Here is a 23,553-nt window from a genome sequence, read left to right as displayed (position 1 = left end):
AGGGTGCTTAACGATCCCCGTTTTACGGCTGAAGTCGAGCTAACTATTCCGTTTCACGACGTCGATATGATGGGCGTAGCGTGGCATGGTAACTACTTCCGTTACTTCGAGATTGCCCGTGAGGCACTGCTGAACCAATTCGATTATGGCTATCGGCAGATGAAAGAATCTGGCTATCTGTGGCCCGTGGTCGACACTCGGGTGAAGTATCGCAATGCGCTGACTTTCGAGCAGCGTATCCGTGTACGCGCCCAAATTAAAGAGTACGAAAATCGCCTGCGAATCGGCTACGAAATTTTTGATGCCGAAACAGGTAAACGTGCTACAACAGGCTACACCATCCAGGTCGCCGTCGACGAAAAAAGCCGTGAACTGTGCTTTGTCAGCCCGGATATTCTGTTTGAACGGATGGGAGTGACACCATGAAATTATGGCCATTGCTCGTGCTGCTCGTCAGCCCTTTCGTCAGTGCCCTGACGCTCGACTCCCTACAACAGCGTTTTACCGAACAACCGGTGGTTCGCGCCCACTTCGATCAAACCCGGACGATAAAGGATCTACCACAACCGCTGCGATCTCAGGGCAAGATGTTGATCGCCCGCGACAAGGGGTTGCTGTGGGATCAAACGTCCCCGTTCCCGATGCAGCTGCTGCTGGATGACAAACGGATGGTTCAGGCAATTAACGGTCAACCACCGCAGACCGTTACCGCTGAGAATAACCCGCAAATGTTCCAGTTTAATCATCTGCTACGGGCGTTATTCCAGGCGGATCGTAAAGTGCTGGAGCAAAACTTCCGCGTGGAGTTCGCAGACTTAGGAGAAGGTCGCTGGACGCTACGCCTGACGCCAATCACCACACCACTGGATAAGATTTTTGCGACGATTGATTTAGCAGGAAAGACCTACCTGGAGAGCATTCAGCTCAATGATAAACAGGGCGATCGCACCGATATCGCGCTTTCCCAACACCAACTAACGCCAGCGCAACTGACCGATGACGAACGCCAACGCTTTGCCGCCCAGTAAACGTCCCGCGCTGTTATGGGGAGTCATCTGCCTGCTTCTGCTGGGCATCTTTCTGACGCTGCTACCTCAGGCCCGCCTTAACAGCAGCGTGCTGGCCATGTTGCCAAAGCAGACGCTGGGCGCTATACCTCCGGGTCTGAACGAGGGATTTATGCAGCGCCTTGACCGTCAGGTGGTCTGGCTGGTGAGTCCCGGTAAGCAACCGGACCCAGCGATAGCCCGGGACTGGCTGGCTTTACTGCAAAAATCGCACGCGCTAGCCCAGGTAAAAGGTCCAATGGATGCCGACAGCCAGCAGGCCTGGGGGGCATTCTTCTGGCAACATCGTAACGGCCTGATAGATAACGAGACCCGCGCCCGGCTGCAAAACGGCGGCGAAGCGCAGGGCCAGTGGATCCTGTCCCAACTTTACTCCGCATTCTCCGGCGTCAGTGGCAAAGAGCTACAAAACGATCCCTTCATGCTGATGCGTGGCTCGCAGCTGGCCATGGCCAAAACTGGGCAGCGTCTGCGCCTGATGGACGGCTGGCTGGTCACCCAGGATGAGCAAGGCAACTATTGGTATCTGTTACATGGCGAACTGACCGGTTCATCGTTTGATATGCAACAGACGCACCAATTGGTCACCACGTTGAATACGCTGGAAGGTGAGCTCAAAGCCCACTATCCACAGGCTCAACTGCTGTCTCGCGGGACGCTGTTCTATAGCGATTACGCCAGCCAGCAGGCGAAAAAAGATATCTCTACTCTCGGCATAGCCACTGTGCTCGGGGTGATCCTGCTCATCGTGGCTGTATTTCGTTCGCTGCGTCCGCTGCTGCTGTGCCTGATTTCGATTGGCATTGGTGCGCTGGCGGGGACCGTCGTCACGCTGCTGATTTTTGGCGAGCTCCATCTGATGACGCTGGTGATGAGCATGAGCATCATCGGTATTTCCGCCGACTATACGCTCTACTATTTGACCGAACGAATGGTGCACGGTGCGGAAACATCGCCATGGCAAAGCCTTGCCAAAGTGCGCAATGCCCTGCTCCTGGCGCTATTCACCACCGTAGCGGCTTATCTGATTATGATGCTGGCCCCCTTCCCCGGTATTCGCCAGATGGCGGTATTCGCGGCGGTAGGTCTGAGCGCCTCCTGCCTGACGGTCATTTTCTGGCACCCGTGGTTGTGTCGTCGGTTGCCGGTACGCCCGGTGCCGGCAATGGTACTCATGCTACGCTGGCTTGCTGCATGGCGACGCAATAAAAAACTCTCCGTTGGCCTGCCGCTGGCACTGGCGTTGTTCTCGCTGGCAGGAATAGCGACGCTGCGCGTAGATGATGATATCTCCCAGTTACAGGCGTTGCCGCAGGAAATTCTCGCTCAGGAAAAAGCGATTACCGCCCTGACCGGGCAAAGCGTCGACCAGAAGTGGTTTGTGGTGTACGGCAAATCCGCTCAGCAAACGCTGGAGCGGCTGGAAACCTTTACCCCCGCGCTGGAACAGGCAAAAAAAGACGGATTACTCAGCGGATATCGCACTATTCCGCTCAATTCACTCGCCCGGCAACACCAGGATCTCTCTCTGCTAAAAGATGCTTCTCCCGCCATCACGAAAGCCCTAAACAACGCCGGGCTGGCAACGGTGAACCCCGATCTTAGCGCCATGCCTGTAACCGTCGATGCCTGGCTTGCCAGCCCAGCCAGTGAAGGCTGGCGCTTGCTATGGCTGTCTCTGGCTGATGGCGAAAGCAGCGTATTGGTTCCCGTTGAAGGGGTGAAACAAAGTGATGCTTTAAATACGCTCAGCGCGAAATATTCCGGCGTGGCGTGGGTGGATCGCAAGAGCAGCTTTGACAACCTGTTTGCCCTTTATCGCCATATTCTGACCGGCCTGCTGTGCATTGCGCTGGCGGTGATTGCCTGTGGCGCTGTCATTCGGCTTGGCTGGCGTAAGGGCTTAATTAGCCTGGTGCCCTCAGTGCTGTCTTTAGGTTGTGGTCTGGCAGTACTGGCCCTGAGCGGTCATGCGCTCAACTTGTTCTCGCTGCTGGCACTGGTGCTGGTACTGGGAATTGGCATTAACTACACGCTGTTTTTCAGTAATCCACGCGGTACGCCACTGACGTCGCTGCTGGCTATCACGCTGGCGATGATGACCACGCTCCTGACGCTCGGCATGCTGGTCTTTAGTGCCACTCAGGCAATCAGCAGTTTTGGCATTGTGCTAGTAAGCGGTATTTTCACCGCATTTTTGCTGTCACCGCTGGCGATGCCAACGAAAAGAGAGAAGAAAAAACGATGAGTAAACCGATATTTCGTTGGTTGAGTGGGCTTTTGCAGAATGGCGGCATTGCCTTATCCGATCTACGTCAGCACACCATTTGTAGACCGGATAAGCGCAGCGCCATCCGACAGGGCCTGCTCGTCGCCACGTTGCTGCTGGCAGGTTGCAGCCACTCACAGCCGGAACAGAAAGGCCGCCCGCAAGCCTGGTTAGAGCCGGGTATTCGTGTAACGCTACCTGCTCCGGGGATTTCTCCCGCGGTGAATTCGCAACAACTACTAACCGGTAGTTTTAACGGCAAAACTCAGTCACTGTTGGTCATGCTCAATGCTGATGACAAGAAAATCACACTTGCCGGGCTGTCATCAGTCGGCATTCGCCTGTTCCTCGTGACTTACGATGAAAAAGGACTGCACACCGAGCAATCGATCATCGTTCCACAATTGCCGCCAGCCAGCCAGGTGCTGGCTGACGTGATGCTTAGCCATTGGCCGATTAGCACCTGGCAACCGCAATTACCCACAGGCTGGACGCTCGTCGATACGGGTGATAAGCGTGAGCTGCGCAATGCACGCGGCAAAGTGGTCACGGAAATCACGTATCTGAATCGAAGAGGAAAACGCGAACCGATCAGCATTGAGCAGCACGTTTTTAAATACCACATCACCATTCAATATCTGGGTGACTGAGATGATCTACATTTCTGCCGTTGGCATGATTAACGCGTTGGGCAATAACACTGATGAAATCGCAGCCAACCTCACTCGTGGCATAGCGCCGGGAATGCGCCCGCGCACGGGCTGGCTGCAAGGACACCCATCCGCCGTGTTAGCAGGCGTTGACGGTGAGTTACCCGCTATTCCTCAGCACTTTAGCGCTCATCGTTCGCGCAACAACCAGCTATTGCTGGCAGCACTGATGCAAATCCAGCCGCAGGTGGACGACGCTATCGCCCGATTTGGTCGCGATCGTATTGCTGTTGTTCTCGGCACCAGCACCTCCGGCCTGGATGAGGGTGACGTTCACGTTGATTTGATGCTCAACGGCAAAGAGAGCACTGACTGGCGCTATCCGCAACAGGAACTGGGCGATCCGTCGCGTTTTCTTAGCCACTGGCTGGCGCTGGATGGCCCGGCCTTTACGCTCTCAACCGCCTGCTCGTCCAGTGCAAGGGCTATCATGAGCGGACGTCGTTTGATCGAATCTGGTCTGGTCGATATCGCCATTGTCGGCGGTGCGGATACGCTAAGCCGAATGCCAATTAACGGATTCCACAGTCTGGAATCACTCTCCCCAACACTGTGTCAGCCGTTTGGCCGCGACCGTTGTGGGATCACCATTGGCGAAGGCGCCGCCTTGATGGTATTAACCCGCGAGCCACAGCCTATCGCGCTCCTTGGCGTCGGCGAATCCAGCGACGCGTACCATATTTCGGCTCCCCATCCACAGGGGGAAGGTGCCATTCGCGCCATCGGCCAGGCGCTTAACGACGCAGGAATGACGCCGGAACATGTGGGCTATATCAATCTGCACGGTACCGCTACACCGCTAAACGATCAGATTGAGTCCAACGTCGTGAGCGCGCTATTTGGCGAAACGGTCCCGTGCAGTTCAACCAAACACCTGACCGGGCACACACTGGGCGCCGCGGGGATCACCGAAGCAGCTATCGGTGTGTTGATTCTGCAACGCGACCTGCCGCTACCACCGCAGGATTTTAGCCAGTCACCACGCGATGAAACATTGCCAGCCTGCGGCATCATTGAACAGCCGCAGTCGCTGACTCGCCCGGTTATCTTGTCAAATTCGTTTGCCTTTGGCGGTAATAATGCCAGCATCCTGCTCGGGAGAATCTCATGAGCCACTATTTATCACCGGGCGACTATTTGCCGCATGATGCGCCGATGCTGCTCCTTGAAGAGGTCGTCAGTGTGGCGGACGAAACCGCCATCTGCCACGTGACGGTATCAGCAAACAGCGTACTGGCCCCTTTCCTCGACCCCGATGGCAATCTACCTGGCTGGTTCGCACTGGAACTGATGGCGCAGACCATTGGCGTCTGGTCTGGCTGGCACCGCCAGCAACAAGGTCAGGCGAGTATTACGTTAGGCATGGTACTGGGCGCACGTGAGTTAGTCTGTGCCACAGGTGTTCTGCCTGCAGGGAAGAAGCTGAGCATCCATGTCAAATTGCTGATGCAGGATGCACGATTCGGTAGCTTTGAATGTGCCATCCAGGCAGACAACGAGACGTTGGCGACCGGTCGCGTCAACACCTTCCAGCCGACATCAGAAGAAATTAACACGCTATTTCAACAAGGAGCGTCCACATGAGCCGTTCAGTTTTAGTTACGGGTGCCAGCAAAGGTATCGGTCGCGCCATCGCCAGACAACTGGCCGCGGACGGTTTTGTGGTCGGCATACACTATCATCGCGATGTGCAAGGAGCACAAGAAACGCTGGATGCTATCCTCGCCGCTGGCGGCGCAGGGCGCCTGTTGACATTTGATGTTGCCAATCGCGAGCAGTGCCGTGAAATACTGTCGCAAGATATTGAGGCAAACGGCGCATGGTACGGCATTGTTAGCAACGCTGGGGTCACTCGTGATGCCGCTTTCCCTGCGCTCAGTGATAACGACTGGGATGCGGTGATCCATACCAACCTCGACAGCTTTTACAACGTCATTCATCCGTGCATTATGCCGATGATCAGCGCACGCAAGGGGGGCCGTATCATCACACTGTCTTCGGTTTCGGGCGTGATGGGCAACCGCGGTCAGGTCAATTACAGTGCGGCAAAAGCCGGAATTATTGGTGCCACTAAAGCGCTGGCCATCGAACTGGCAAAACGCAAAATTACCGTAAACTGCATTGCACCGGGACTCATTGATACCGGGATGATCGAGATGGAAGAAGCCGCATTGAAAGAGGCGATGTCGATGATCCCCATGAAACGGATAGGTCAGGCTGAAGAAGTGGCCGGGCTTGCCAGTTATTTAATGTCGGATGTGGCGGGCTATGTAACTCGCCAGGTGATTTCCATCAATGGAGGGATGTTATGACACGTCGTGTCGTGATTACAGGCATGGGCGGCGTCACCGCCTTTGGGGAAAACTGGCAGGCTGTCTCCGCCAGGTTATTGGCATATGAAAATGCGGTACGCAAAATGCCGGAGTGGCAGGTTTATGACGGACTGCACACACTGCTGGGTGCGCCGATCGACGACTTCACTCTACCGGAACACTATACCCGCAAGCGAATTCGCGCCATGGGTCGCGTATCGCTGATGTCCACCCGCGCAACAGAGCTGGCGCTTGAGCAGGCTGGGCTGATTGGCGATCGGGTACTGACTAATGGTGAAACCGGGATCGCTTATGGTTCATCAACCGGTAGTACCGGTCCAGTGAGCGAGTTCGCGACCATGCTGACCGAGAAGCATACTAATAACATCACCGGCACGACCTACGTGCAAATGATGCCGCACACCACTGCCGTTAACACTGGATTATTTTTTGGGCTGCGGGGGCGAGTCATTCCGACATCCAGCGCCTGCACATCCGGTAGCCAGGCAATTGGTTACGCATGGGAAGCCATTCGGCACGGTTATCAAACAGTGATGGTCGCCGGCGGTGCAGAAGAACTGTGTCCTTCCGAAGCCGCCGTGTTTGATACACTGTTCGCTACCAGCCAGCGCAACGACGAGCCGAAAACCACCCCCTCCCCGTTCGATGAAAATCGCGATGGTCTGGTCATCGGAGAAGGCGCAGGTACGCTGGTGCTGGAAGAGCTGGAACACGCTAAAGCGCGCGGAGCAACGATTTATGGTGAAATCGTTAGCTTTGCCACTAACTGCGATGCTGCCCATATCACCCAGCCACAGCGCGAAACAATGCAGATTTGCATGGAAAAATCGCTGAATATGGCCGGTATTAGCGCCCGCGATATCGGATATATTTCAGCGCACGGTACCGCAACCGATCGCGGTGATATTGCAGAAAGTCAGGCAACCGCTGCAATTTATGGTGATAATGTGCCGCTATCCTCGCTTAAAAGCTATTTTGGACATACCCTTGGCGCTTGTGGCGCACTAGAGGCCTGGATGAGTCTGCAAATGATGCGAGAAGGCTGGTTTGCGCCTACGCTAAATTTGAGTCAGCCAGATGCTAATTGTGGAGCGCTGGATTACATTATGGGTAAAGCCCGCAAGATTGATTGCGAATTTTTGCAGAGCAATAACTTTGCGTTTGGCGGCATAAATACTTCTATCATCATTAAACGTTGGCCCTGATATGTACCGGATCGTTCTTGGGAAAGTTTCTGTTTTAAGCGCTGGCACACTGCCTGCCGCACTGCGTGAGCAGGCCCCGCAAGGCGCTCGTCGTGCGCGCTGGCTGGCAGGTCGCGTGCTGCTTTCCCATACTCTTTCGCCATTACCGGACATCGTCTACAGCGAGCAAGGAAAACCGGCCTTTTCCGCCGACACACCGCTGTGGTTCAATCTCAGCCACAGCGGTGATGATATTGCCCTGCTGCTCAGCGACGAAGGGGAAGTCGGCTGTGATATTGAAGTCGTTCGCCCGCGCGATAACTGGCAGACACTGGCAAATACGGTGTTCAGTCTCAGGGAACATGCCGAAGTTGAGGCCGAACGCCCGGAGCAACAGCTGGCGGCGTTCTGGCGCATCTGGACGCGTAAAGAAGCTATCGTGAAACAGCGTGGCGGCAGCGCCTGGCAAATTGTCAGCGTCGACAGCACCGCGCTAACCTCCTCACTCTCAGTCAGCCAGTGCCAGCTCGATACCCTGAGCCTGGCGGTGTGTACCCCCACGCCGTTTACCCTGACCGCCGACGCCGTGCAGCGTCTGGAAGACTTAGCGTAAATTTTCCGGGAAGTTTTCCGGCAATTCATTGGCCGCACAGGCAATAACGCTGTCATTATTCGCCCCACAGTCACGCACGAAGGTGATGGTCGCAAACTCGTCAATCACCTCAGTTGGATATGCCGGACCCGCATCGCGATATGACATCATCAGCGGAATATGGTCATTCTGGAAACAGACCGTTTTTTGCGGATTGTTAATCACCCAGCGTGGGAAAAAGATGGTGCCGTGAAAGAGTTTGTCGCCCAGATTTACGATCAGGCTGACGTCGGTCCCGGTCGGTTCGGTCCATGAAATTTTATAAACACTCTCGCCAACCCGCACAATGTACGCCCGCTGATCCTTCACCCAACGATTCCCCACAATGCCGCTGTGAATACGGTAATCCAGAGTGGTGTCGTTTTTCACGTAGATCTCGTAATTCCAGCCATTATCGTAGGTATAGACCAGATGTTTGCCGACAAAGCCGCTCAAATCATGTTTATCAAAAGTGCTCATATTCGTTCTCCTCTTACTTGATGCGAGGATCTTACCGCTTCAAAAATTGGATGAATAACGCTATGTTTACATCATATTCATTCAATTTTTAGATGAGTTATGCACAAGACAACGCTGGAGCAATGGGCCTTACTGGAGAAAGTGGTGGAGCTGGGCAGCTTTGCTAAAGCTGCGGAAGAGACCAACCGTAGCCAGTCTTCGGTGAGCTACAATCTGGCGCTACTGCAGGAGCGGCTTGGCGTGACGCTGCTGACGCCGGAAGGTCGCAGGGCGGTATTAACCCCTGCGGGAGAGCTACTGTTGGGCCAGGTCAAACCGTTACTGAAGGCCTTTTTATGGGTAGAAACCCGGGCAGCAACGTTGCAAAACGGCACGCGAACGCGGCTGGATTTCATGGTAGATAGCATCTTCCCACGCAAACGCCTGTTCGCGATCCTCAAGCAGTTTCAGCAGGCGTGGCCGCAGACGCAGGTACGTTTGACCGAAGTACTGGAGAATGCTGACGATCGACTGGCGGCGCATGCCGATGCGGACGTGATGGTCCTGACCCGACGCCAGGATATCACCGGCCGCGGCGAATGGCTGATGAATATTGACTTCGTGGCCGTTGCCCACCGCGATCACCCGCTCTGCATGCTGGATGCGCCGCTGGATGAAGACGCGTTACGCGCGTGGCCGCTGATTCGCATTGCCGATCGCGACAACCCGCAGCAAGCGGTGCGCGATGCCTGGACCTTCTCGACCATTGATGCCGCGATTGAGGCGGTGATGCATCAGGTCGGTTATGGCTGGTTGCCTGAGGAGCGAATTCAGCAGCAGCTTGAGCAGGGGCTATTACGACTGCTGCCGTTAAGCCATGGCGCTCGCCGTGCCACCCCGCTGCATCTGATCGTCAAAGACACGCTCGCGCCGCTGGATGAACAGGTAACAACCCTGCTGCGTTTATTGCGAGAACATTAACCTTTTCCCCGGATGCCGGACGTGTGTTACAAAATACGCTATTCCCCTTACTCCCTGTGCGCCCACGCGCCACATGAAAGGTTAATTGCAGATGCAACGAGTCACCATTACCCTCGATGACGATTTACTGGAAACGCTCGACAGCCTGAGCCAGCGCCGTGGCTATAACAACCGTTCCGAAGCGATCCGCGATATTCTGCGCGGCGCACTGGCGCAGGAAACCACCCAGGAGCACGGCACTCAGGGATTCGCAGTGCTCTCGTATGTTTATGAGCATGAGAAGCGTGACCTGGCGAGCCGTATTGTTTCCACCCAACATCACCACCACGATTTATCAGTCGCCACGCTGCACGTGCACATCAACCATGACGACTGTCTGGAAATCGCTGTGCTAAAAGGTGACATGGGCGATGTGCAGCATTTTGCCGATGACGTGATTTCCCAGCGCGGCGTGCGCCACGGTCATCTGCAGTGCCTGCCGAAAGAAGAGTAATTGCTTGTTTTGTTGCCCGGCCTACATTCGTTCCCGTTTGTAGGCCGGGTAAGGCGCAGCCGCCTTCCGGCAATAATATTTACGCCATCGTGCCAATCGTCTTTCTGAAACGCAGCAGCGCTATCACGAAGAACGTACTGCCAATCGCCAGCAGCGTCAGGAACTGCGGCCAGACAATATTAAATCCTGCGCCGCGGTAAAGAATCGCCTGCGCAAGGCTAACAAAATGGGTAGTCGGCATCGTCAGCATAATGTCCTGCACCGCCTGCGGCATGCTTTCACGCGGTGTAGAGCCGCCGGAGAGCATCTGTAACGGCAGCAGTACCAGAATCATCAGCAACCCCAGTTGTGGCATGGAGCGCGCCAGCGTGCCCATAAAAATGCCGATTGACGTGGTGGCGAACAGGCTCAGCGCCACTCCCAGCATAAACAGCGGTATCGAGCCTTCAATCGGTACGCCAAGCACACCTTTTACCATCAGCATCAACGACAGACCGGAAACCACCTGCACCACCAGCCCCATCGACCAGATTTTTGCCATCATGATTTCAAACGGCGTCACCGGCATCACCAGCAGGTGCTCAATGGTCCCATGTTCACGCTCGCGAATCAGCGCCGACCCGGTAAGCACAATCGCCAGCATGGTGATGTTGTTGATAATCGCCATCACTGCGCCAAAGCGGGCGGGTTCCAGATTAGGGTTAAAGCGCATACGCATTTCCAGCGCCACCGGCAGCTCGCTGTTATCGCGGTAACGCGACACAAAGCTGTTCACCTCGCCACTGATGATATTCTGGATATAGCTGTTGCCGGTAAAGGCCTGGCTCATCCGCGTGGCATCGACGTTAACCTGAATATCCGGCTGCCGCCCGGCCAGTACATCGCGCTGAAAATCAGGCGGAATGTTCACGGCGAAGGTATAGCGCCCGGCATCCAGCCCGGCATCCATCTCATCGGCGGTAATCATCTCCGGTGGTAAAAACCACGGACGATAAAAACTGTTCACAATGCGATTCGACAACTGCGACTGGTCCATATCGGCAATGGCAATCGGCGCCAGGTGCAGCGACCCTGGCAGAACGGTCGCGGAAGAGTAAACCGAGACCGTGAAGGCGAAGACGATCAGCGTCAGCATCGCTTTGTCACCCAGCAGGCTGCGTAACTCTTTGATGCCGAGGTTATAAATATTCCGTAATCGGCGCATCACCCCTCCTGTTTTTTCAGCAGCAATACGCTCAGACCAATGACCACTGGAATGGCTACCGCCAGTGGAATAAACAGCGGCCAGAGATCGGTCAGATCCAGCGCTTTAGAGAACGTCCCGCGCGCGATGGTCAGAAAATGGCTGGTCGGGTAAATTTCGCCAATCCACCGTCCCGGCCCTTCCAGCGAGGCGACCGGGTCGATCATCCCGGAAAACTGCGTCGCCGGGATCAGCGTAATAATCGCCGTACCAAAAATGGCGGCGATCTGACTTTTCATAAACGTGGAAATTAACAATCCCAGCCCGGTGGCAATGGTGACGTACAGCAGCGCGGCCAGCGTCAGGGTCACAAAACTCCCCTTATGCGGGACGCCGAATACAAACACCGACAGCGCGCACAGCAGCAGGAAGTTCAGCATGCCCAGCACGATGTAAGGCAACTGTTTGCCGAGTAAAAACTCGCTGCGGGTAGTGGGCGTCACGTACAGGTTGATAATCGACCCCAGCTCTTTCTCACGCACCACGCTCAGAGCGCTGAGCATGGAGGGGATCATCATCAACAGCAGCGGGATCACCGCCGGAACAATCGCTGGCAGGCTTTTCACATCCGGGTTGTAACGATAGCGAGTTTCAATGGTCATCAGTCCGTTTTGCCCGCTGCTATTTGGCTGACGCGCCATCACATCCTGCAGCCAGGTCTGGTGCATCGCCTGCACGTAACCTCTGACCGTTTCCGCACGGCTCGGCATTGCGCCATCGACCCAGACGCCAATCTTCACCGGCGTTCCACGCGCGATATCGCGGCCAAAATTAGGCGGGATCTCTATGGCTACCGCGACTTCGCCCGAGCGCATCCGTTTGTCCAGCTCGTCATAACTGGTGAGCGGCGGCTGCTCGATAAAATAGCGCGATCCCGCCAGATTCAGCGTCCACGCCTGGCTGCTGACTGTCTGGTCACGATCGAGCACCGAAAAACGCAGGTTTTCCACATCCATGCTGATGCCGTAGCCCATGATCAACATCAGGATCACCGTGCCCATCAGCGCCAGCGTTGAACGTACCGGATCACGTCGCAGCTCCAGCGCTTCGCGGCGGCTGTAGCTGAACAAGCGCCGCAGGCTAAATCCCTGGTGCGGCGGCTGACTGTTTTCATGCACTGCCGGGACATTGGCTGGCGGTAACTGAGCCTCCGGCGCCGGACCTGCCGCTTCCTGTAACCAGGAGATAAACGCTTCTTCCAGACTGGCGGCACCACGCTGTTTCACCAGCTCCTGCGGCGTACCGCTGGCCAGGACTTTTCCGGCGTGCATCAGCGACATACGGTCGCAGCGCTCCGCTTCGTTCATAAAATGGGTGGAGATAAAAATGGTCACTTTATCCTGACGCGACAGATTGACCATCAGTTGCCAGAACATGTCTCTCGCCACCGGATCGACCCCGGAGGTTGGTTCATCGAGAATGAGCATCTCCGGGCGATGGATCACCGCCACCGCCAGCGACAGGCGTTGACGGATCCCCAACGGCAGCGCGCCAGGCAACGCGTCTTCGACATCGGTCAGCGAAAAGCGCTCACTCATTTCTTGTACCCGCCCCGGGATTTCTGCTTCGGGGATATGGAACAACCGCGCGTGTAGCTCGAGGTTTTGCCGTACGGTCAGCTCGCTGTAGAGCGAAAACGCCTGCGACATATAGCCTACCCGGCGACGGGTATCGATATTCTTCGGGTCAACCGCTTGCCCAAACAGCCACGCCTCACCTTCACTTGCGGGTAGCAGCCCGGTGAGCATTTTCATGGTGGTGGATTTACCGCAGCCGTTGGAGCCGAGAAAACCGAAGATTTCCCCGCGCGGAATACGAAAGTTAACGTGGTCAACGGCCACGAACTTGCCGAAGCGCATGGTCAGATCTTTCGCCTCGATGGCAATCTCTTCCTGCTCAGCGTGATACGGCGGGATCACCACTGGCTTATGCGCCTGACGCTGGGCTTCGGGTAACAGCGCGATAAACGCCTGCTCCAGCGTGTCGGAGTTGGTTTTTTCGCGTAGCTGCTGCGCGCTCCCGGTGGCCAGCACCTCCCCGGCGTTCATCGCCACCAGCCAGTCAAAGCGCTCGGCTTCTTCCATGTAGGCGGTCGCAACCAGCACGCTCATGTTGGTCTGCCGCTGGCGAATGCTGTTAATCAGATCCCAAAACTGGGCGCGGGACAGCGGGTCGACCCCGGTGGTAGGTTCATCGAGAATTAACAGTTCCGGGTCATGGATTAACGCGCAGCACAGCCCCAGCTTTTGCTTCATCCCACCCGAGAGTTTCCCGGCCGGACGATCGCGAAACGGCGCCAGTCCGGTGCTGTTCAGCAGCTCGGTAATCCGCGCTTCGCGCTCCGCTTTGTCATGGCCAAACAGCCGGGCAAAGAAATCGACGTTCTCATACACCGACAGCGTGTGGTACAGGTTTTTCCCCAACCCCTGCGGCATCCAGGCAATGCGCGGGCAGACATCCCGGCGATGTTTCGGGTCGCGCATATCGCCGCCCAGCACCATCACGTTACCGTGTTCAATGACTCGCGCGCCGGAGATGAGCGACAGCAGGCTTGATTTTCCGACGCCATCCGGGCCAATCAGCCCCACCATACAGCGGGCGGGGATATCCAGCGTGATATTGTTCAGCGCTACCGTTTTCCCGTAATGCTGACTCACGCCGTCAAGGTGCGCCACGGGAGGAACGGGAACCAGCGCCAGATGCGTCATTGCGGCAACCTCACCATCAGGTCGTCAGGCCAGGCTCGATTTTCATCGATACGCACCCACGCCATGCCCGGCAGACCGGTTTTCACGTACTCGAGATGCTGCTGCAACAGCTCTGGCGGGATACGCGCTTTAACGCGGAACATCAGCTTCAGCCGCTCATCGCTGGTTTCGACCGTTTTCGGTGTGAACTGCGCGACGCTTGCCACAAAGCTGATGGTCGCCGGAACACGCAGATCCGTTGCGGCATCCAGCACCAGGCGCGCTTCGCCGCCAATCTTCAGTAAGCCAGCCTGTTCGGTAGGCAAGAAGAACGTCATGTAGACATCGCTGAGATCGACCATATTCAGGACGCGCCCACCCGCAGAAAGCACCTCACCCGGCTCAGCAACGCGGTACTGCACGCGACCATCGCGCGGGGCTTTCAGCTCGCTGTCATCAATATCAGCCGCAATACGACGTTCGGTGGCCTGCGCAGCTTCTACACGGGTTTGCGCCTGAATGATGCTGGTGCGAGCGGCTTCAATTGCGGCTTTTGCCGCTGAGACCTGCGCCTTTGCGGATTCCAGCGCGGCGCGTGCGCTTTCTGCCGCGGCCCGATCGTCATCCAGTTGTTGCTCAGACACGGCCCCACGCTGGGATAGCGAACGGGAACGCACGTGGCGTTTAGAAACCGACTGCAGCTCCGCCTCGCGCTGTTTTACTACCGACTGCGCGGCGCGCATTTCACTTTGCCGCTGTTCCAGCAGCGCTCGCGCCGCCGCCACCGCGCTTTCGGCCTCTTTGATTTGCGCGATCGCTTCCAGCCGCTGCTCCTGCAGCACGCGAGTATCCATTTTCGCCAACACCTCGCCCTGACGAACGAACTGCCCTTCCGACACAAGGATCGTGTCAATTCGCCCGGCAATCTTGGTAGCAATATCCACTTCGGTGGCTTCAATTCTGCCGTTGCTGGCTGCGAACCCCTCCGGTATTCCGGCAGGACGGAGCATCCACCATGCTATCGCAGCCACCACGACCAGGGTGCCCGCCCCCCACCACATCACATGACGCTTAAACTTATCCATATTCGACCCGCCGTAATCCCTGTTATCAAACGATGCGTGTCACAAAGCCCACTGAATAGCTATTCAGCGGGAGATTCCATCCGGGATGAGAAGGAATAAGAAACCATGGCCAGAGAGCGGACAGGCGTTAAGGCAACCTGCGCCGCGCAGGAAGTGAATGACGAAAATGCTGTGAAATCGGGTAGTAATGTTGTCATCATCAGCGTTCCTGGCCGGAAATGAAACACGCATACTCATAACTGCTGTCTATTGAATACTAACACCTGGATTCAATATGTCTATTCGGTTGTAGTTTCCACTTCAGCCCTATCGCGCTCTGGCATAGGGAATATTTCGTATATCAACGATTGATAAACATTCACAACTATAAACATAATCAATAATTAGACATCGCTATAATAGTGGCTCATTTACCGATCTCGTTATGGCGAGGCTCCTGTACAAATACAAGTTACCGCCCTGCTGGTATCGAGAGAGGCCACTCAGGGAAATACAGGCATCCATCGAATCAAGGTGTTGCCAAGGTAACTTCTGACGATTTCACCATCGGGCAGATACGTTGTTCAGTGCTAAAACCAGGACGTAGGGATCCGCCTGCGCTAACCCTGTCTTGTTCGCCCCTATGAGAGATTTTTATAGGGAATTACACCATGTCATCTATGCCACTCTGCGCCGCCCATCATCCTATGCCGGATTTCAATGGCGATGCTATCGCGCAATATATGCGCACCGATTTTATTACCCTGCCGGATCATCTCAGCGTGAACGGCGCTCGCGAATACTTTGTCTCCCAGCTCACAACGGATGATATTCCAGGCCAGGTCTTTGTTGTAGCTGGAAAAGCGCTGCGCGGGGTGTTATCCATCAAGCGCTTATTGCAGGAAAAAGATACATCGTTGAGCATCAACCATCTTACGGACAGTTGTTTGTTTCATGTAAAGCCTGATGATGAACGGGCACAGGTCGTTGCCGAGTTAGCCGAACGCGAACTCGATCTGGTGGCTGTCGTTGAGAAAGGTGAGCTGGTCGGTTGTCTGATGGAAAAAGAGATCGCTCATCTACAGGAAGATGATGTTACCGAAGATGTTCAGCTTCAGGGGGCAACGTTGCCGCTGGAAAAACCCTACCTGGAGATTAGCCCGTGGACATTGTGGAAAAAACGTTCTGTCTGGCTCCTGCTACTTTTTGTCGCAGAGGCCTATACCAGCAGCGTTCTTCAACATTTTGAAGAGGCGCTGGAATCTGCTATTGCACTGGCCTTTTTTATTCCACTATTAATTGGTACTGGCGGCAACAGCGGTACGCAGATCACCTCAACGCTGGTACGTTCAATGGCGCTGGGAGAAGTACGGCTGCGCGATATGGGTCGGGTGATCCGCAAAGAAGTTTCAACTTCGCTGCTGATCGCCCTGACGCTGGGTCTGGCAGGCTGCTTGCGCGCGTGGATGATGGGTATCGGAGTGGAAATCACGCTAATCGTTAGCCTGACGCTGGTTTGCATTACGTTGTGGAGCGCCGTGGTGTCATCAGTGATCCCCATGGTGCTCAAGCGTATCGGCATTGATCCCGCCGTGGTTTCCGCCCCGTTTATCGCCACGCTTATCGACGGTACCGGGTTGATTATCTACTTTAAAATCGCCCAGTATTTTCTTGGTCTGAACTAATGATAACGCCCGGCAGCCCAGGTTGTCGGGCACCACGGTCAGGCAGGTGTCAAATCCTGCGCGCATGCCCAGGCGCTCGACCACGCCCACTGGAAGTTATAGCCGCCCAGCCAGCCGGTGACGTCCATGACTTCGCCGATAAAGTAGAGTCCCGGCACTTTGCGCGCTTCCATCGTGCGCGATGACAGCTCGTTGGTATCGACGCCGCCCAACGTGACTTCAGCGGTACGATACCCTTCCGTACCGTTCGGCTGCACCCGCCATTCGGTCAGCGTCTCAACCAGCGTTTGCTGATCGCGCACATTAAGCTGCTTCAGCGAGACATCCGGGATTTGCCCTAACTGCTGTAAGCATTCCACCAGACGCTTTGGCAACTGCATTGCCAGGGTGTTCTTTAAGCTTTGATTAGGGTGTGCGCTACGTTGATCATCGAGGAAGCTCGCGAGGTCAACATCCGGCAACAAATTAATGCTGACAAATTCACCTGGCTGCCAAAAACTGGAAATTTGCAGCACGGCCGGGCCAGAAAGCCCGCGGTGCGTAAAGAGCAGATTTTCACGAAATACGGTGCCGTCCTCGGCGGTGATAACGGAAGAAACGGATACGCCAGAGAGCACCTGAAGCTGCTCCAGTAGCGGCTTATGTAAGGTGAAAGGCACCAGCCCTGCGCGCGTAGGCAAAACGTTCAGGCCGAACTGTTCCGCAATTTTATAACCAAACGGCGTCGCGCCCAGACCCGGCATAGAGAGACCACCGGAGGCGATAACCAGCTTTTTCGTGCCGACACTCATCCCATTCAATTCCAGGATAAAATCGTCACCATCTCGCTCAACGCTCAGGATTTCGCTACGTAACCGCATAGTTACGTTACCTTTTTCACACTCATCCACCAGCATATCGACAATTTGCTGGGCGGAATCATCGCAGAAAAGCTGGCCTAGCGTTTTTTCATGCCAGGCAATACCGTGCTTACCCACCAGATCGATAAAATCCCACTGTGTATAACGCGCCAGCGCCGATTTGCAAAAATGCGGGTTTTGACTCAAATACGCAGCCGGCTCGACATAAAGGTTGGTAAAGTTGCAGCGGCCCCCGCCAGACATGAGAATCTTGCGCCCGGGCTTTTTACCATTATCAATCAGCAGTACGCGACTACCTGCCTGTCCTGCCTGCGCGGCACAAAACATACCCGCTGCGCCAGCGCCTATAATAACGGTATCAAACCTTTCCACGTTGCGATCCTCTCTAAAAAGCGGGAGTGAATTGTAAAGATTCCTCAGTGGTCGCACCAGCACCAAACTACCGATAAAGGGTATTTATCTGAAATATATAGGATAATTCTTTAGTGGTGTAAAACAAAGCAGGAGACAAATCAAAAAAACTCTATATTTCACTTTGCCCGCGCCGCCAAAGTCACTGATAATGCGCCGCGTTCATGTCCTCAAAATGGCGTAACGTCCTATGCTACATTTGTTTGCTGGCCTGGATTTACATACCGGGCTTTTACTATTGCTTGCTCTGGCTTTCGTGCTGTTCTACGAAGCAATTAATGGCTTCCATGATACAGCCAATGCTGTCGCAACTGTGATCTATACCCGTGCAATGCGTTCGCAATTGGCGGTGGTCATGGCTGCGGTGTTCAACTTCTTTGGTGTTTTGCTGGGTGGTCTCAGCGTGGCGTATGCCATCGTGCATATGTTACCAACGGATCTGCTGCTTAATATGGGATCGTCACATGGCCTCGCCATGGTGTTCTCCATGTTGCTGGCGGCAATTATCTGGAACCTGGGTACCTGGTACTTTGGTCTGCCTGCATCCAGCTCCCACACGCTGATTGGCGCCATTATCGGTATTGGTTTAACCAATGCGCTGATGAACGGCACCTCGGTTGTGGATGCACTTAACATCCCGAAAGTTATCGGTATTTTTGCCTCGCTTATCATCTCACCCATTGTCGGTCTGGTGGTTGCAGGTGGTCTTATTTTCATTCTGCGTCGCTACTGGAGCGGTACGAAAAAACGTGCCCGTATCCACCTGACGCCGGCAGAACGTGAAAAGAAAGATGGAAAGAAAAAGCCGCCGTTCTGGACGCGTATTGCACTGATCCTCTCCGCTATCGGCGTGGCGTTCTCTCACGGCGCGAACGATGGTCAGAAAGGCATTGGTCTGGTGATGCTAGTGCTGATTGGCGTAGCGCCAGCAGGTTTCGTGGTGAATATGAATGCTTCCGGTTACGAAATTACCCGTACCCGCGATGCAATCAATAACGTCGAAGTCTTCTTCCAGCAGCGCCCTGACCTGCTTAAACAGGCCACAGGCGTAGACCAGCTGATTCCGTCCCCGACGGACGCGGCACCAGCGACGCCGACCGAGTTCCATTGCCACCCGGCGAATACCATCAACGCGCTGGAACGTGCGAAAGGTATGCTGGCGAATCTGGAAACCTACGACAAGTTAAGCGTCGAACAGCGTGGTCAGTTGCGCCGTATTATGCTGTGCATCTCTGATACCACCGATAAAGTGGTTAAGCTGCCTGGCGTAAGCGCTGACGATCAGCGTCTGCTGAAGAAACTGAAATCTGACATGCTGAGCACCATTGAGTACGCGCCTATCTGGATCATTATGGCCGTCGCACTGGCGCTGGGTATTGGTACGATGATTGGCTGGCGTCGCGTGGCAACCACTATCGGTGAGAAAATCGGTAAGAAAGGCATGACCTATGCCCAGGGGATGTCGGCGCAGATGACCGCCGCAGTCTCTATCGGTCTTGCCAGCTACACCGGTATGCCCGTTTCCACCACACACGTTCTCTCCTCTTCCGTTGCGGGAACGATGGTTGTTGATGGCGGCGGTTTGCAGCGTAAAACGGTGACCAGCATTCTGATGGCTTGGGTCTTCACCCTGCCAGCAGCAATTCTTCTTTCCGGCGGGCTGTACTGGCTCTCCCTGAAGCTTATCTAAGCGAATGCGCGGTAAAAAAGCGGGTCAGGAAACTGGCCCGCTTTTTTTGTATCTGTCGTTGGAATCAGTGCCAGATAATCAGCGCAACCATGCTGATTAGCACCAGGCCGCATAGCGCGCTGGTGAGAATGAACTGACCGCGAACCCGCTCACAGCGGCGAATAAATTCATCATCATGATGATCGCGGTAACGCTGAGCGTAGATATACCACACCAGACGCATCTGCTTGTTCGGTTGCCCATGCGAGGTAAAAAAGCCCCCTCCATCTACATACTGGTAAAGCAATGGATCGCAACCACGAAGTACTACTAGCAGTGCGCGTAGCGAAGAAAAATAGCGCGCCATATTAACAATGCAAACGACACATAAAGCCCAGAACAATGCAATGGTGCTTATCATACCCCCTCCCCGGCGACCCGCCCACGGAACTCCTTTCCGGGACTACCGCTCCCCGATACCCTGCCAAACCATTCAGTGAAGAGTACTGAAGAAACCGTTCGTATTAGTATCACGCATTCGAACGCCCCTCTAGATAGTGTAGGAGATTAGTTAATTTTTTTGCCAGAAGGTTAATCGCTATCAATGCAATTAACTAAAAAATTTGTTTAACTGCTTGGCAAGCAAGGCGGATTGACGGATTATTCTGGTCGCTATAATGTAAGGATAGTCCTTATATGGTACGTTTTTACGACTGGGCTAGCCCCGCGCACAAGGTTCGCAGGACGCGGATGACGCGGCGGCAGAGAAACGCCAGCAGGCTAGTCATCGACAACTTATGGAAGGAGTAACACTATGGCTTATAAACACATTCTTATCGCGGTTGATCTTTCTCCGGAAAGCAAAGTTCTGGTTGAAAAAGCGGTCTCTATGGCGCGGCCTTACAATGCTAAAGTTTCCCTTATCCACGTTGACGTAAACTATTCCGACCTGTACACCGGCCTTATCGACGTGAATCTGGGCGACATGCAGAAACGCATTTCTGAAGAAACCCACCACGCGTTAACCGAGCTGTCCACCAACGCAGGCTACCCTATCACCGAAACCCTGAGCGGTAGCGGCGACCTGGGTCAGGTTCTGGTTGATGCCATCAAAAAATACGACATGGATCTGGTCGTTTGTGGTCACCACCAGGATTTCTGGAGCAAACTGATGTCCTCCGCGCGCCAACTGATCAACACCGTCCACGTCGACATGTTGATTGTTCCGCTGCGTGACGACGAAGAAGCATAAAATACTTGCCGCCGGGATATAGCCCGGCCTGCTGCAAGTAGTTAAGCCTGTAAACGCCCGCCTGTGCGGGCGTTTTTGTTTTTATTATTCGGACACAATTAGTACATCAATCCAACAAACAAATCATAATTAGTGTGATCAACTAATTGGATCGAAAACCATCTCTATAATACTCTACTCTCGCGGCCAATAGCCGCAGTCTATAACAAAATAAGACTTTTTCGGCGCGTTTAAGCATACGCGTTCATACTTTTCGGGATGGCTTTGAAAGGCGATGGAATATGAATAAAACTGCACCTACGGGCTTGCTGCAGCAACCTCGTCCGTTCTTCATGATCTTCTTTGTGGAATTATGGGAACGATTTGGCTATTACGGCGTTCAGGGCATCCTGGCGGTATTCTTTGTTAAGCAGCTAGGATTTTCACAGGAACAGGCATTTGTCACCTTTGGTGCCTTTGCTGCGCTGGTCTACGGCCTGATCTCGATCGGCGGCTACGTCGGCGACCACCTGTTAGGCACCAAGCGCACGCTGGTTCTCGGTGCCATTGTGCTGGCAATCGGCTACTTCATGACCGGGATGTCGCTGCTCAAGCCCGATCTGATCTTTATTGCTTTGGGTACCATTGCCGTCGGTAACGGGCTGTTTAAAGCCAACCCGGCAAGCCTGTTGTCAAAATGCTATCCACCAAAAGACGCCCGTCTGGACGGTGCTTTCACCCTGTTTTATATGTCGATTAACATCGGTTCGTTGCTGTCGCTGTCGCTGGCGCCGGTGATTGCCGATAAGTTTGGCTACGCGGTGACCTACAACCTGTGCGGGGCCGGGCTTATCGTCGCGCTGCTGGTCTACTTTGCCTGCCGTGGGATGGTAAAAAATATCGGTTCTGAGCCAGACCATAAACCGCTGAATTTCCGTAACCTACTGTACGTGCTGGCCGGTACGGTAGTGATGGTATTTATCTGCGCCTGGCTGATGCACAACGTGCAGATTGCCAACCTGGTGCTGATCGTCTTGTCGATTGCCGTGACTATCATCTTCTTCCGTCAGGCATTCAAACTGGATAAAACCGGGCGCAACAAGATGTTCGTGGCCTTCATCCTGATGCTGGAAGCGGTTGTGTTCTACGTGCTGTACGCGCAGATGCCGACATCGCTGAACTTCTTTGCTATCAATAACGTGCACCATGAAATTCTCGGTTTCGCCATTAACCCAGTGAGCTTCCAGGCGCTGAACCCGTTCTGGGTGGTGCTGGCAAGTCCGGTACTGGCCGCGATCTATACCCGTCTGGGAAACAAAGGCAAAGACCTGACTATGCCGATGAAATTTACGCTCGGTATGTTCCTGTGCTCGTTGGGCTTCCTGACGGCAGCCGCTGCCGGGATGTGGTTTGCGGATGCGCAGGGGCTGACGTCGCCGTGGTTTATCGTGCTGGTATATCTGTTCCAGAGCCTGGGTGAACTGCTGATTAGTGCCCTGGGATTGGCGATGGTCGCCGCTCTCGTGCCGCAGCACCTGATGGGCTTTATTCTCGGGATGTGGTTCCTGACGCAAGCCGCCGCCTTCCTGATGGGCGGGTATGTCGCCACGTTTACTGCCGTACCGGAGAACATCACCGACCCGCTGCAAACGCTGCCGATCTACACCAACGTCTTCAGTAAGATAGGCCTGGTCACCCTGGCTGTCACGGTGGTGATGGCGATTATGGTGCCCTGGCTGAACCGAATGATTAATACGCCAGATAGCAGTAAATAAGCTTTTTTTATCATTAACCGCGAGTCACATCGCGGTTTTTTTTGCCTTTTAAGTCCTGCATTGTAAGAGCGTAGTTTATACAAACAGGTCATCATGCATGGACATGACCATGAACGATATTGCGTTGATTAAGACTTCAGTTTTATCACGCCAGTGGAAAACGCTTCTCACCGAGGATAAGCACCGGGCATTTTCAATCGCTACCCTTTGCGCGCGTTAATCCACTCCTGAACTTCGACCACAAAAGTGTCCGGCGCTTTACGGTACATTTTGCGTGCCAAATCCAGAATCGTATGCTGACCGAGCGCTTCTTCCATTCGCTGCTGAGCCATATCCATTACCGAGCGCACACCACAAATGCCTTCACAGGCCCACTCCGGCGGATGCTCCTCAAATACCGCCAGCCGTTGGCGAATCTCACGACACTCAAAGATGCGCTTATCGCCATCAATGGCATTCACCACGTCCAGCACCGTAATGTGTTCAGCAGGTTTAGCCAACTGGAAACCGCCGCCCTTTCCCTCAATGCTGCGCACCAGGCCCGCTTTCGACAAACGGGTGAAAATTTTCGCCAGGTAGTCGTACGGCACGCTTTGCAGCTCGGCAATTTCCCGCACGCTCATATCCCGCGCGTCGCCCTTGCTGTCGACCATACACATCAGGCTATGAATGCCGTACTCAACCCCGGAACTGTAAAATGCCATTCTCTTATCTCAGCCAAAATGAATCTGAGTTAATTGTAGCTTTTTCGTCTCATTCATTCCAGACAGCAGCACAACCCATATTTATATAAAAACTTTA

Annotated in this window: 22 protein-coding genes, 1 pseudogene and 1 riboswitch; of the genes and pseudogenes, 16 read left to right on the top strand and 7 right to left on the bottom strand. The window is 54.5% G+C overall.

What is annotated here, in order from left to right:
- Positions 1-3 precede the first annotated feature (3 nt).
- Genes HV352_RS01155 through acpT form a run of 9 tightly spaced genes read left to right on the top strand, consistent with a single transcriptional unit; the run spans position 4 to position 8,176 of the window.
- Entirely contained in the window at positions 4-426 is a 423-nt protein-coding gene (locus tag HV352_RS01155) for a thioesterase family protein (protein WP_003827529.1), read from the top strand.
- Positions 423-1,028, top strand: coding sequence for an outer membrane lipoprotein carrier protein LolA (locus HV352_RS01150; protein WP_019078114.1), 606 nt, complete (start codon positions 423-425; stop codon positions 1,026-1,028). Before HV352_RS01155 ends, HV352_RS01150 begins: the two co-directional genes overlap by 4 nt.
- Positions 997-3,315 carry an MMPL family transporter gene (locus tag HV352_RS01145; RefSeq protein WP_104652221.1) on the top strand — a complete coding sequence of 773 codons (2,319 nt, stop codon included), beginning with the start codon at positions 997-999 and terminating at the stop codon, positions 3,313-3,315. The genes HV352_RS01150 and HV352_RS01145 overlap by 32 nt, the downstream gene beginning before the upstream one ends.
- The gene (locus HV352_RS01140) at positions 3,312-3,986 is read left to right on the top strand and encodes a DUF3261 domain-containing protein (RefSeq protein ID WP_016157676.1); all 675 of its coding nucleotides are present in this window, start codon (positions 3,312-3,314) and stop codon (positions 3,984-3,986) included. The genes HV352_RS01145 and HV352_RS01140 overlap by 4 nt, the downstream gene beginning before the upstream one ends.
- Position 3,987: 1 nt before the next feature.
- Complete coding sequence (locus HV352_RS01135; RefSeq protein WP_019078112.1) at positions 3,988-5,157, top strand: beta-ketoacyl-[acyl-carrier-protein] synthase family protein; 1,170 nt, start codon at positions 3,988-3,990, stop codon at positions 5,155-5,157.
- On the top strand, positions 5,154-5,630 hold the full coding sequence (locus HV352_RS01130; protein WP_016154864.1) for a hypothetical protein: 477 nt from the start codon (positions 5,154-5,156) through the stop codon (positions 5,628-5,630). Before HV352_RS01135 ends, HV352_RS01130 begins: the two co-directional genes overlap by 4 nt.
- Positions 5,627-6,358: a 3-ketoacyl-ACP reductase FabG2 gene (locus HV352_RS01125; protein WP_047415911.1), complete on the top strand. Its 732-nt coding sequence runs from the start codon at positions 5,627-5,629 to the stop codon at positions 6,356-6,358. Before HV352_RS01130 ends, HV352_RS01125 begins: the two co-directional genes overlap by 4 nt.
- Entirely contained in the window at positions 6,355-7,584 is a 1,230-nt protein-coding gene (locus HV352_RS01120; protein WP_047415909.1) for a beta-ketoacyl-ACP synthase, read from the top strand. The genes HV352_RS01125 and HV352_RS01120 overlap by 4 nt, the downstream gene beginning before the upstream one ends.
- Position 7,585: 1 nt before the next feature.
- Positions 7,586-8,176, top strand: a complete 591-nt coding sequence (gene acpT / locus HV352_RS01115) for a 4'-phosphopantetheinyl transferase AcpT (RefSeq protein ID WP_181635141.1) — start codon at positions 7,586-7,588, stop codon at positions 8,174-8,176.
- Here the strand turns inward: acpT and HV352_RS01110 are convergent.
- Positions 8,168-8,674 carry a phenolic acid decarboxylase gene (locus HV352_RS01110; RefSeq protein WP_019078109.1) on the bottom strand — a complete coding sequence of 169 codons (507 nt, stop codon included), beginning with the start codon at positions 8,672-8,674 and terminating at the stop codon, positions 8,168-8,170. The genes acpT and HV352_RS01110 overlap by 9 nt on opposite strands.
- A 99-nt stretch (positions 8,675-8,773) precedes the next feature.
- Here HV352_RS01110 and HV352_RS01105 point away from each other — a divergent pair, with 99 nt between their 5' ends.
- From HV352_RS01105 to nikR, 3 genes and pseudogenes are all read left to right on the top strand, one after another.
- A complete protein-coding gene (locus HV352_RS01105; protein ID WP_149382046.1) occupies positions 8,774-9,634 on the top strand; it encodes a LysR family transcriptional regulator in 861 nt (286 codons plus the stop codon).
- Positions 9,631-9,711, top strand: a pseudogene (gene nikE / locus HV352_RS23625) (nickel import ATP-binding protein NikE); the annotation flags it as partial. The gene HV352_RS01105 and the pseudogene nikE, both read left to right, overlap by 4 nt.
- Positions 9,712-9,725: 14 nt before the next feature.
- A complete protein-coding gene (gene nikR, locus HV352_RS01100; RefSeq protein ID WP_005121550.1) occupies positions 9,726-10,127 on the top strand; it encodes a nickel-responsive transcriptional regulator NikR in 402 nt (133 codons plus the stop codon).
- 79 nt (positions 10,128-10,206) lie between these two features.
- Here nikR and HV352_RS01095 read toward each other — a convergent pair whose 3' ends face one another.
- Genes HV352_RS01095 through HV352_RS01085 form a run of 3 tightly spaced genes read right to left on the bottom strand, consistent with a single transcriptional unit; the run spans position 10,207 to position 15,142 of the window.
- A complete protein-coding gene (locus HV352_RS01095; protein ID WP_181635140.1) occupies positions 10,207-11,331 on the bottom strand; it encodes an ABC transporter permease in 1,125 nt (374 codons plus the stop codon).
- Positions 11,331-14,078, bottom strand: a complete 2,748-nt coding sequence (rbbA, locus tag HV352_RS01090) for a ribosome-associated ATPase/putative transporter RbbA (protein WP_181635139.1) — start codon at positions 14,076-14,078, stop codon at positions 11,331-11,333. The genes HV352_RS01095 and rbbA overlap by 1 nt, the downstream gene beginning before the upstream one ends.
- Positions 14,075-15,142 carry an HlyD family efflux transporter periplasmic adaptor subunit gene (locus HV352_RS01085; protein WP_181635138.1) on the bottom strand — a complete coding sequence of 356 codons (1,068 nt, stop codon included), beginning with the start codon at positions 15,140-15,142 and terminating at the stop codon, positions 14,075-14,077. Before HV352_RS01085 ends, rbbA begins: the two co-directional genes overlap by 4 nt.
- A 411-nt stretch (positions 15,143-15,553) precedes the next feature.
- Positions 15,554-15,737: riboswitch (M-box (ykoK) riboswitch) on the top strand.
- A gap of 55 nt (positions 15,738-15,792) precedes the next feature.
- Here HV352_RS01085 and HV352_RS01080 point away from each other — a divergent pair.
- Entirely contained in the window at positions 15,793-16,806 is a 1,014-nt protein-coding gene (locus HV352_RS01080; protein ID WP_046274494.1) for a magnesium transporter, read from the top strand.
- Between the two features lie 38 nt (positions 16,807-16,844).
- Here the strand turns inward: HV352_RS01080 and HV352_RS01075 are convergent, their stop codons facing one another.
- Complete coding sequence (locus HV352_RS01075) at positions 16,845-18,038, bottom strand: NAD(P)/FAD-dependent oxidoreductase (protein WP_046274493.1); 1,194 nt, start codon at positions 18,036-18,038, stop codon at positions 16,845-16,847.
- A gap of 229 nt (positions 18,039-18,267) precedes the next feature.
- Between HV352_RS01075 and pitA the strand changes: the two genes are divergently transcribed.
- Positions 18,268-19,767, top strand: a complete 1,500-nt coding sequence (gene pitA / locus HV352_RS01070) for an inorganic phosphate transporter PitA (RefSeq protein WP_016154875.1) — start codon at positions 18,268-18,270, stop codon at positions 19,765-19,767.
- Positions 19,768-19,831: 64 nt separating this feature from the next.
- Here pitA and uspB read toward each other — a convergent pair whose 3' ends face one another.
- On the bottom strand, positions 19,832-20,167 hold the full coding sequence (gene uspB, locus HV352_RS01065; RefSeq protein WP_003023371.1) for a universal stress protein UspB: 336 nt from the start codon (positions 20,165-20,167) through the stop codon (positions 19,832-19,834).
- Positions 20,168-20,560: 393 nt separating this feature from the next.
- On the opposite strand from uspB, the gene uspA reads away from it, so the two are divergent.
- Positions 20,561-20,998 carry a universal stress protein UspA gene (gene uspA / locus HV352_RS01060; protein ID WP_003023368.1) on the top strand — a complete coding sequence of 146 codons (438 nt, stop codon included), beginning with the start codon at positions 20,561-20,563 and terminating at the stop codon, positions 20,996-20,998.
- Positions 20,999-21,279: 281 nt separating this feature from the next.
- Positions 21,280-22,752: a dipeptide/tripeptide permease DtpB gene (gene dtpB / locus HV352_RS01055; RefSeq protein ID WP_019078104.1), complete on the top strand. Its 1,473-nt coding sequence runs from the start codon at positions 21,280-21,282 to the stop codon at positions 22,750-22,752.
- Between the two features lie 200 nt (positions 22,753-22,952).
- Here dtpB and HV352_RS01050 read toward each other — a convergent pair whose 3' ends face one another.
- Positions 22,953-23,456, bottom strand: coding sequence for an Rrf2 family transcriptional regulator (locus HV352_RS01050; RefSeq protein ID WP_016154877.1), 504 nt, complete (start codon positions 23,454-23,456; stop codon positions 22,953-22,955).
- Positions 23,457-23,553 lie beyond the last annotated feature (97 nt).

This window comes from Citrobacter sp. RHBSTW-01044 (genome assembly GCF_013781945.1).
Taxonomy (GTDB): domain Bacteria; phylum Pseudomonadota; class Gammaproteobacteria; order Enterobacterales; family Enterobacteriaceae; genus Citrobacter; species Citrobacter braakii.
Note: the sequence above shows the minus strand (reverse complement) of the source record. Positions and strands in the feature narration are given on the sequence as shown.

Excerpts from the sequence above, each read along its gene's own strand:
- nikR (WP_005121550.1), top strand. The coding sequence starts at position 9,726 with ATGCAACGAGTCACCATTACCCTCGATGACGATTTACTGGAAACGCTC.
- HV352_RS01080 (WP_046274494.1), top strand. The coding sequence starts at position 15,793 with ATGTCATCTATGCCACTCTGCGCCGCCCATCATCCTATGCCGGATTTC.
- HV352_RS01140 (WP_016157676.1), top strand. The coding sequence starts at position 3,312 with ATGAGTAAACCGATATTTCGTTGGTTGAGTGGGCTTTTGCAGAATGGC.
- dtpB (WP_019078104.1), top strand. The coding sequence starts at position 21,280 with ATGAATAAAACTGCACCTACGGGCTTGCTGCAGCAACCTCGTCCGTTC.
- acpT (WP_181635141.1), top strand. The coding sequence starts at position 7,586 with ATGTACCGGATCGTTCTTGGGAAAGTTTCTGTTTTAAGCGCTGGCACA.
- HV352_RS01110 (WP_019078109.1), bottom strand. The coding sequence starts at position 8,674 with ATGAGCACTTTTGATAAACATGATTTGAGCGGCTTTGTCGGCAAACAT.
- uspA (WP_003023368.1), top strand. The coding sequence starts at position 20,561 with ATGGCTTATAAACACATTCTTATCGCGGTTGATCTTTCTCCGGAAAGC.
- HV352_RS01145 (WP_104652221.1), top strand. The coding sequence starts at position 997 with ATGACGAACGCCAACGCTTTGCCGCCCAGTAAACGTCCCGCGCTGTTA.
- HV352_RS01050 (WP_016154877.1), bottom strand. The coding sequence starts at position 23,456 with ATGGCATTTTACAGTTCCGGGGTTGAGTACGGCATTCATAGCCTGATG.
- uspB (WP_003023371.1), bottom strand. The coding sequence starts at position 20,167 with ATGATAAGCACCATTGCATTGTTCTGGGCTTTATGTGTCGTTTGCATT.
- HV352_RS01130 (WP_016154864.1), top strand. The coding sequence starts at position 5,154 with ATGAGCCACTATTTATCACCGGGCGACTATTTGCCGCATGATGCGCCG.
- HV352_RS01135 (WP_019078112.1), top strand. The coding sequence starts at position 3,988 with ATGATCTACATTTCTGCCGTTGGCATGATTAACGCGTTGGGCAATAAC.
- rbbA (WP_181635139.1), bottom strand. The coding sequence starts at position 14,078 with ATGACGCATCTGGCGCTGGTTCCCGTTCCTCCCGTGGCGCACCTTGAC.
- HV352_RS01125 (WP_047415911.1), top strand. The coding sequence starts at position 5,627 with ATGAGCCGTTCAGTTTTAGTTACGGGTGCCAGCAAAGGTATCGGTCGC.
- HV352_RS01105 (WP_149382046.1), top strand. The coding sequence starts at position 8,774 with ATGCACAAGACAACGCTGGAGCAATGGGCCTTACTGGAGAAAGTGGTG.
- HV352_RS01095 (WP_181635140.1), bottom strand. The coding sequence starts at position 11,331 with ATGCGCCGATTACGGAATATTTATAACCTCGGCATCAAAGAGTTACGC.
- HV352_RS01085 (WP_181635138.1), bottom strand. The coding sequence starts at position 15,142 with ATGGATAAGTTTAAGCGTCATGTGATGTGGTGGGGGGCGGGCACCCTG.
- HV352_RS01120 (WP_047415909.1), top strand. The coding sequence starts at position 6,355 with ATGACACGTCGTGTCGTGATTACAGGCATGGGCGGCGTCACCGCCTTT.
- HV352_RS01150 (WP_019078114.1), top strand. The coding sequence starts at position 423 with ATGAAATTATGGCCATTGCTCGTGCTGCTCGTCAGCCCTTTCGTCAGT.
- pitA (WP_016154875.1), top strand. The coding sequence starts at position 18,268 with ATGCTACATTTGTTTGCTGGCCTGGATTTACATACCGGGCTTTTACTA.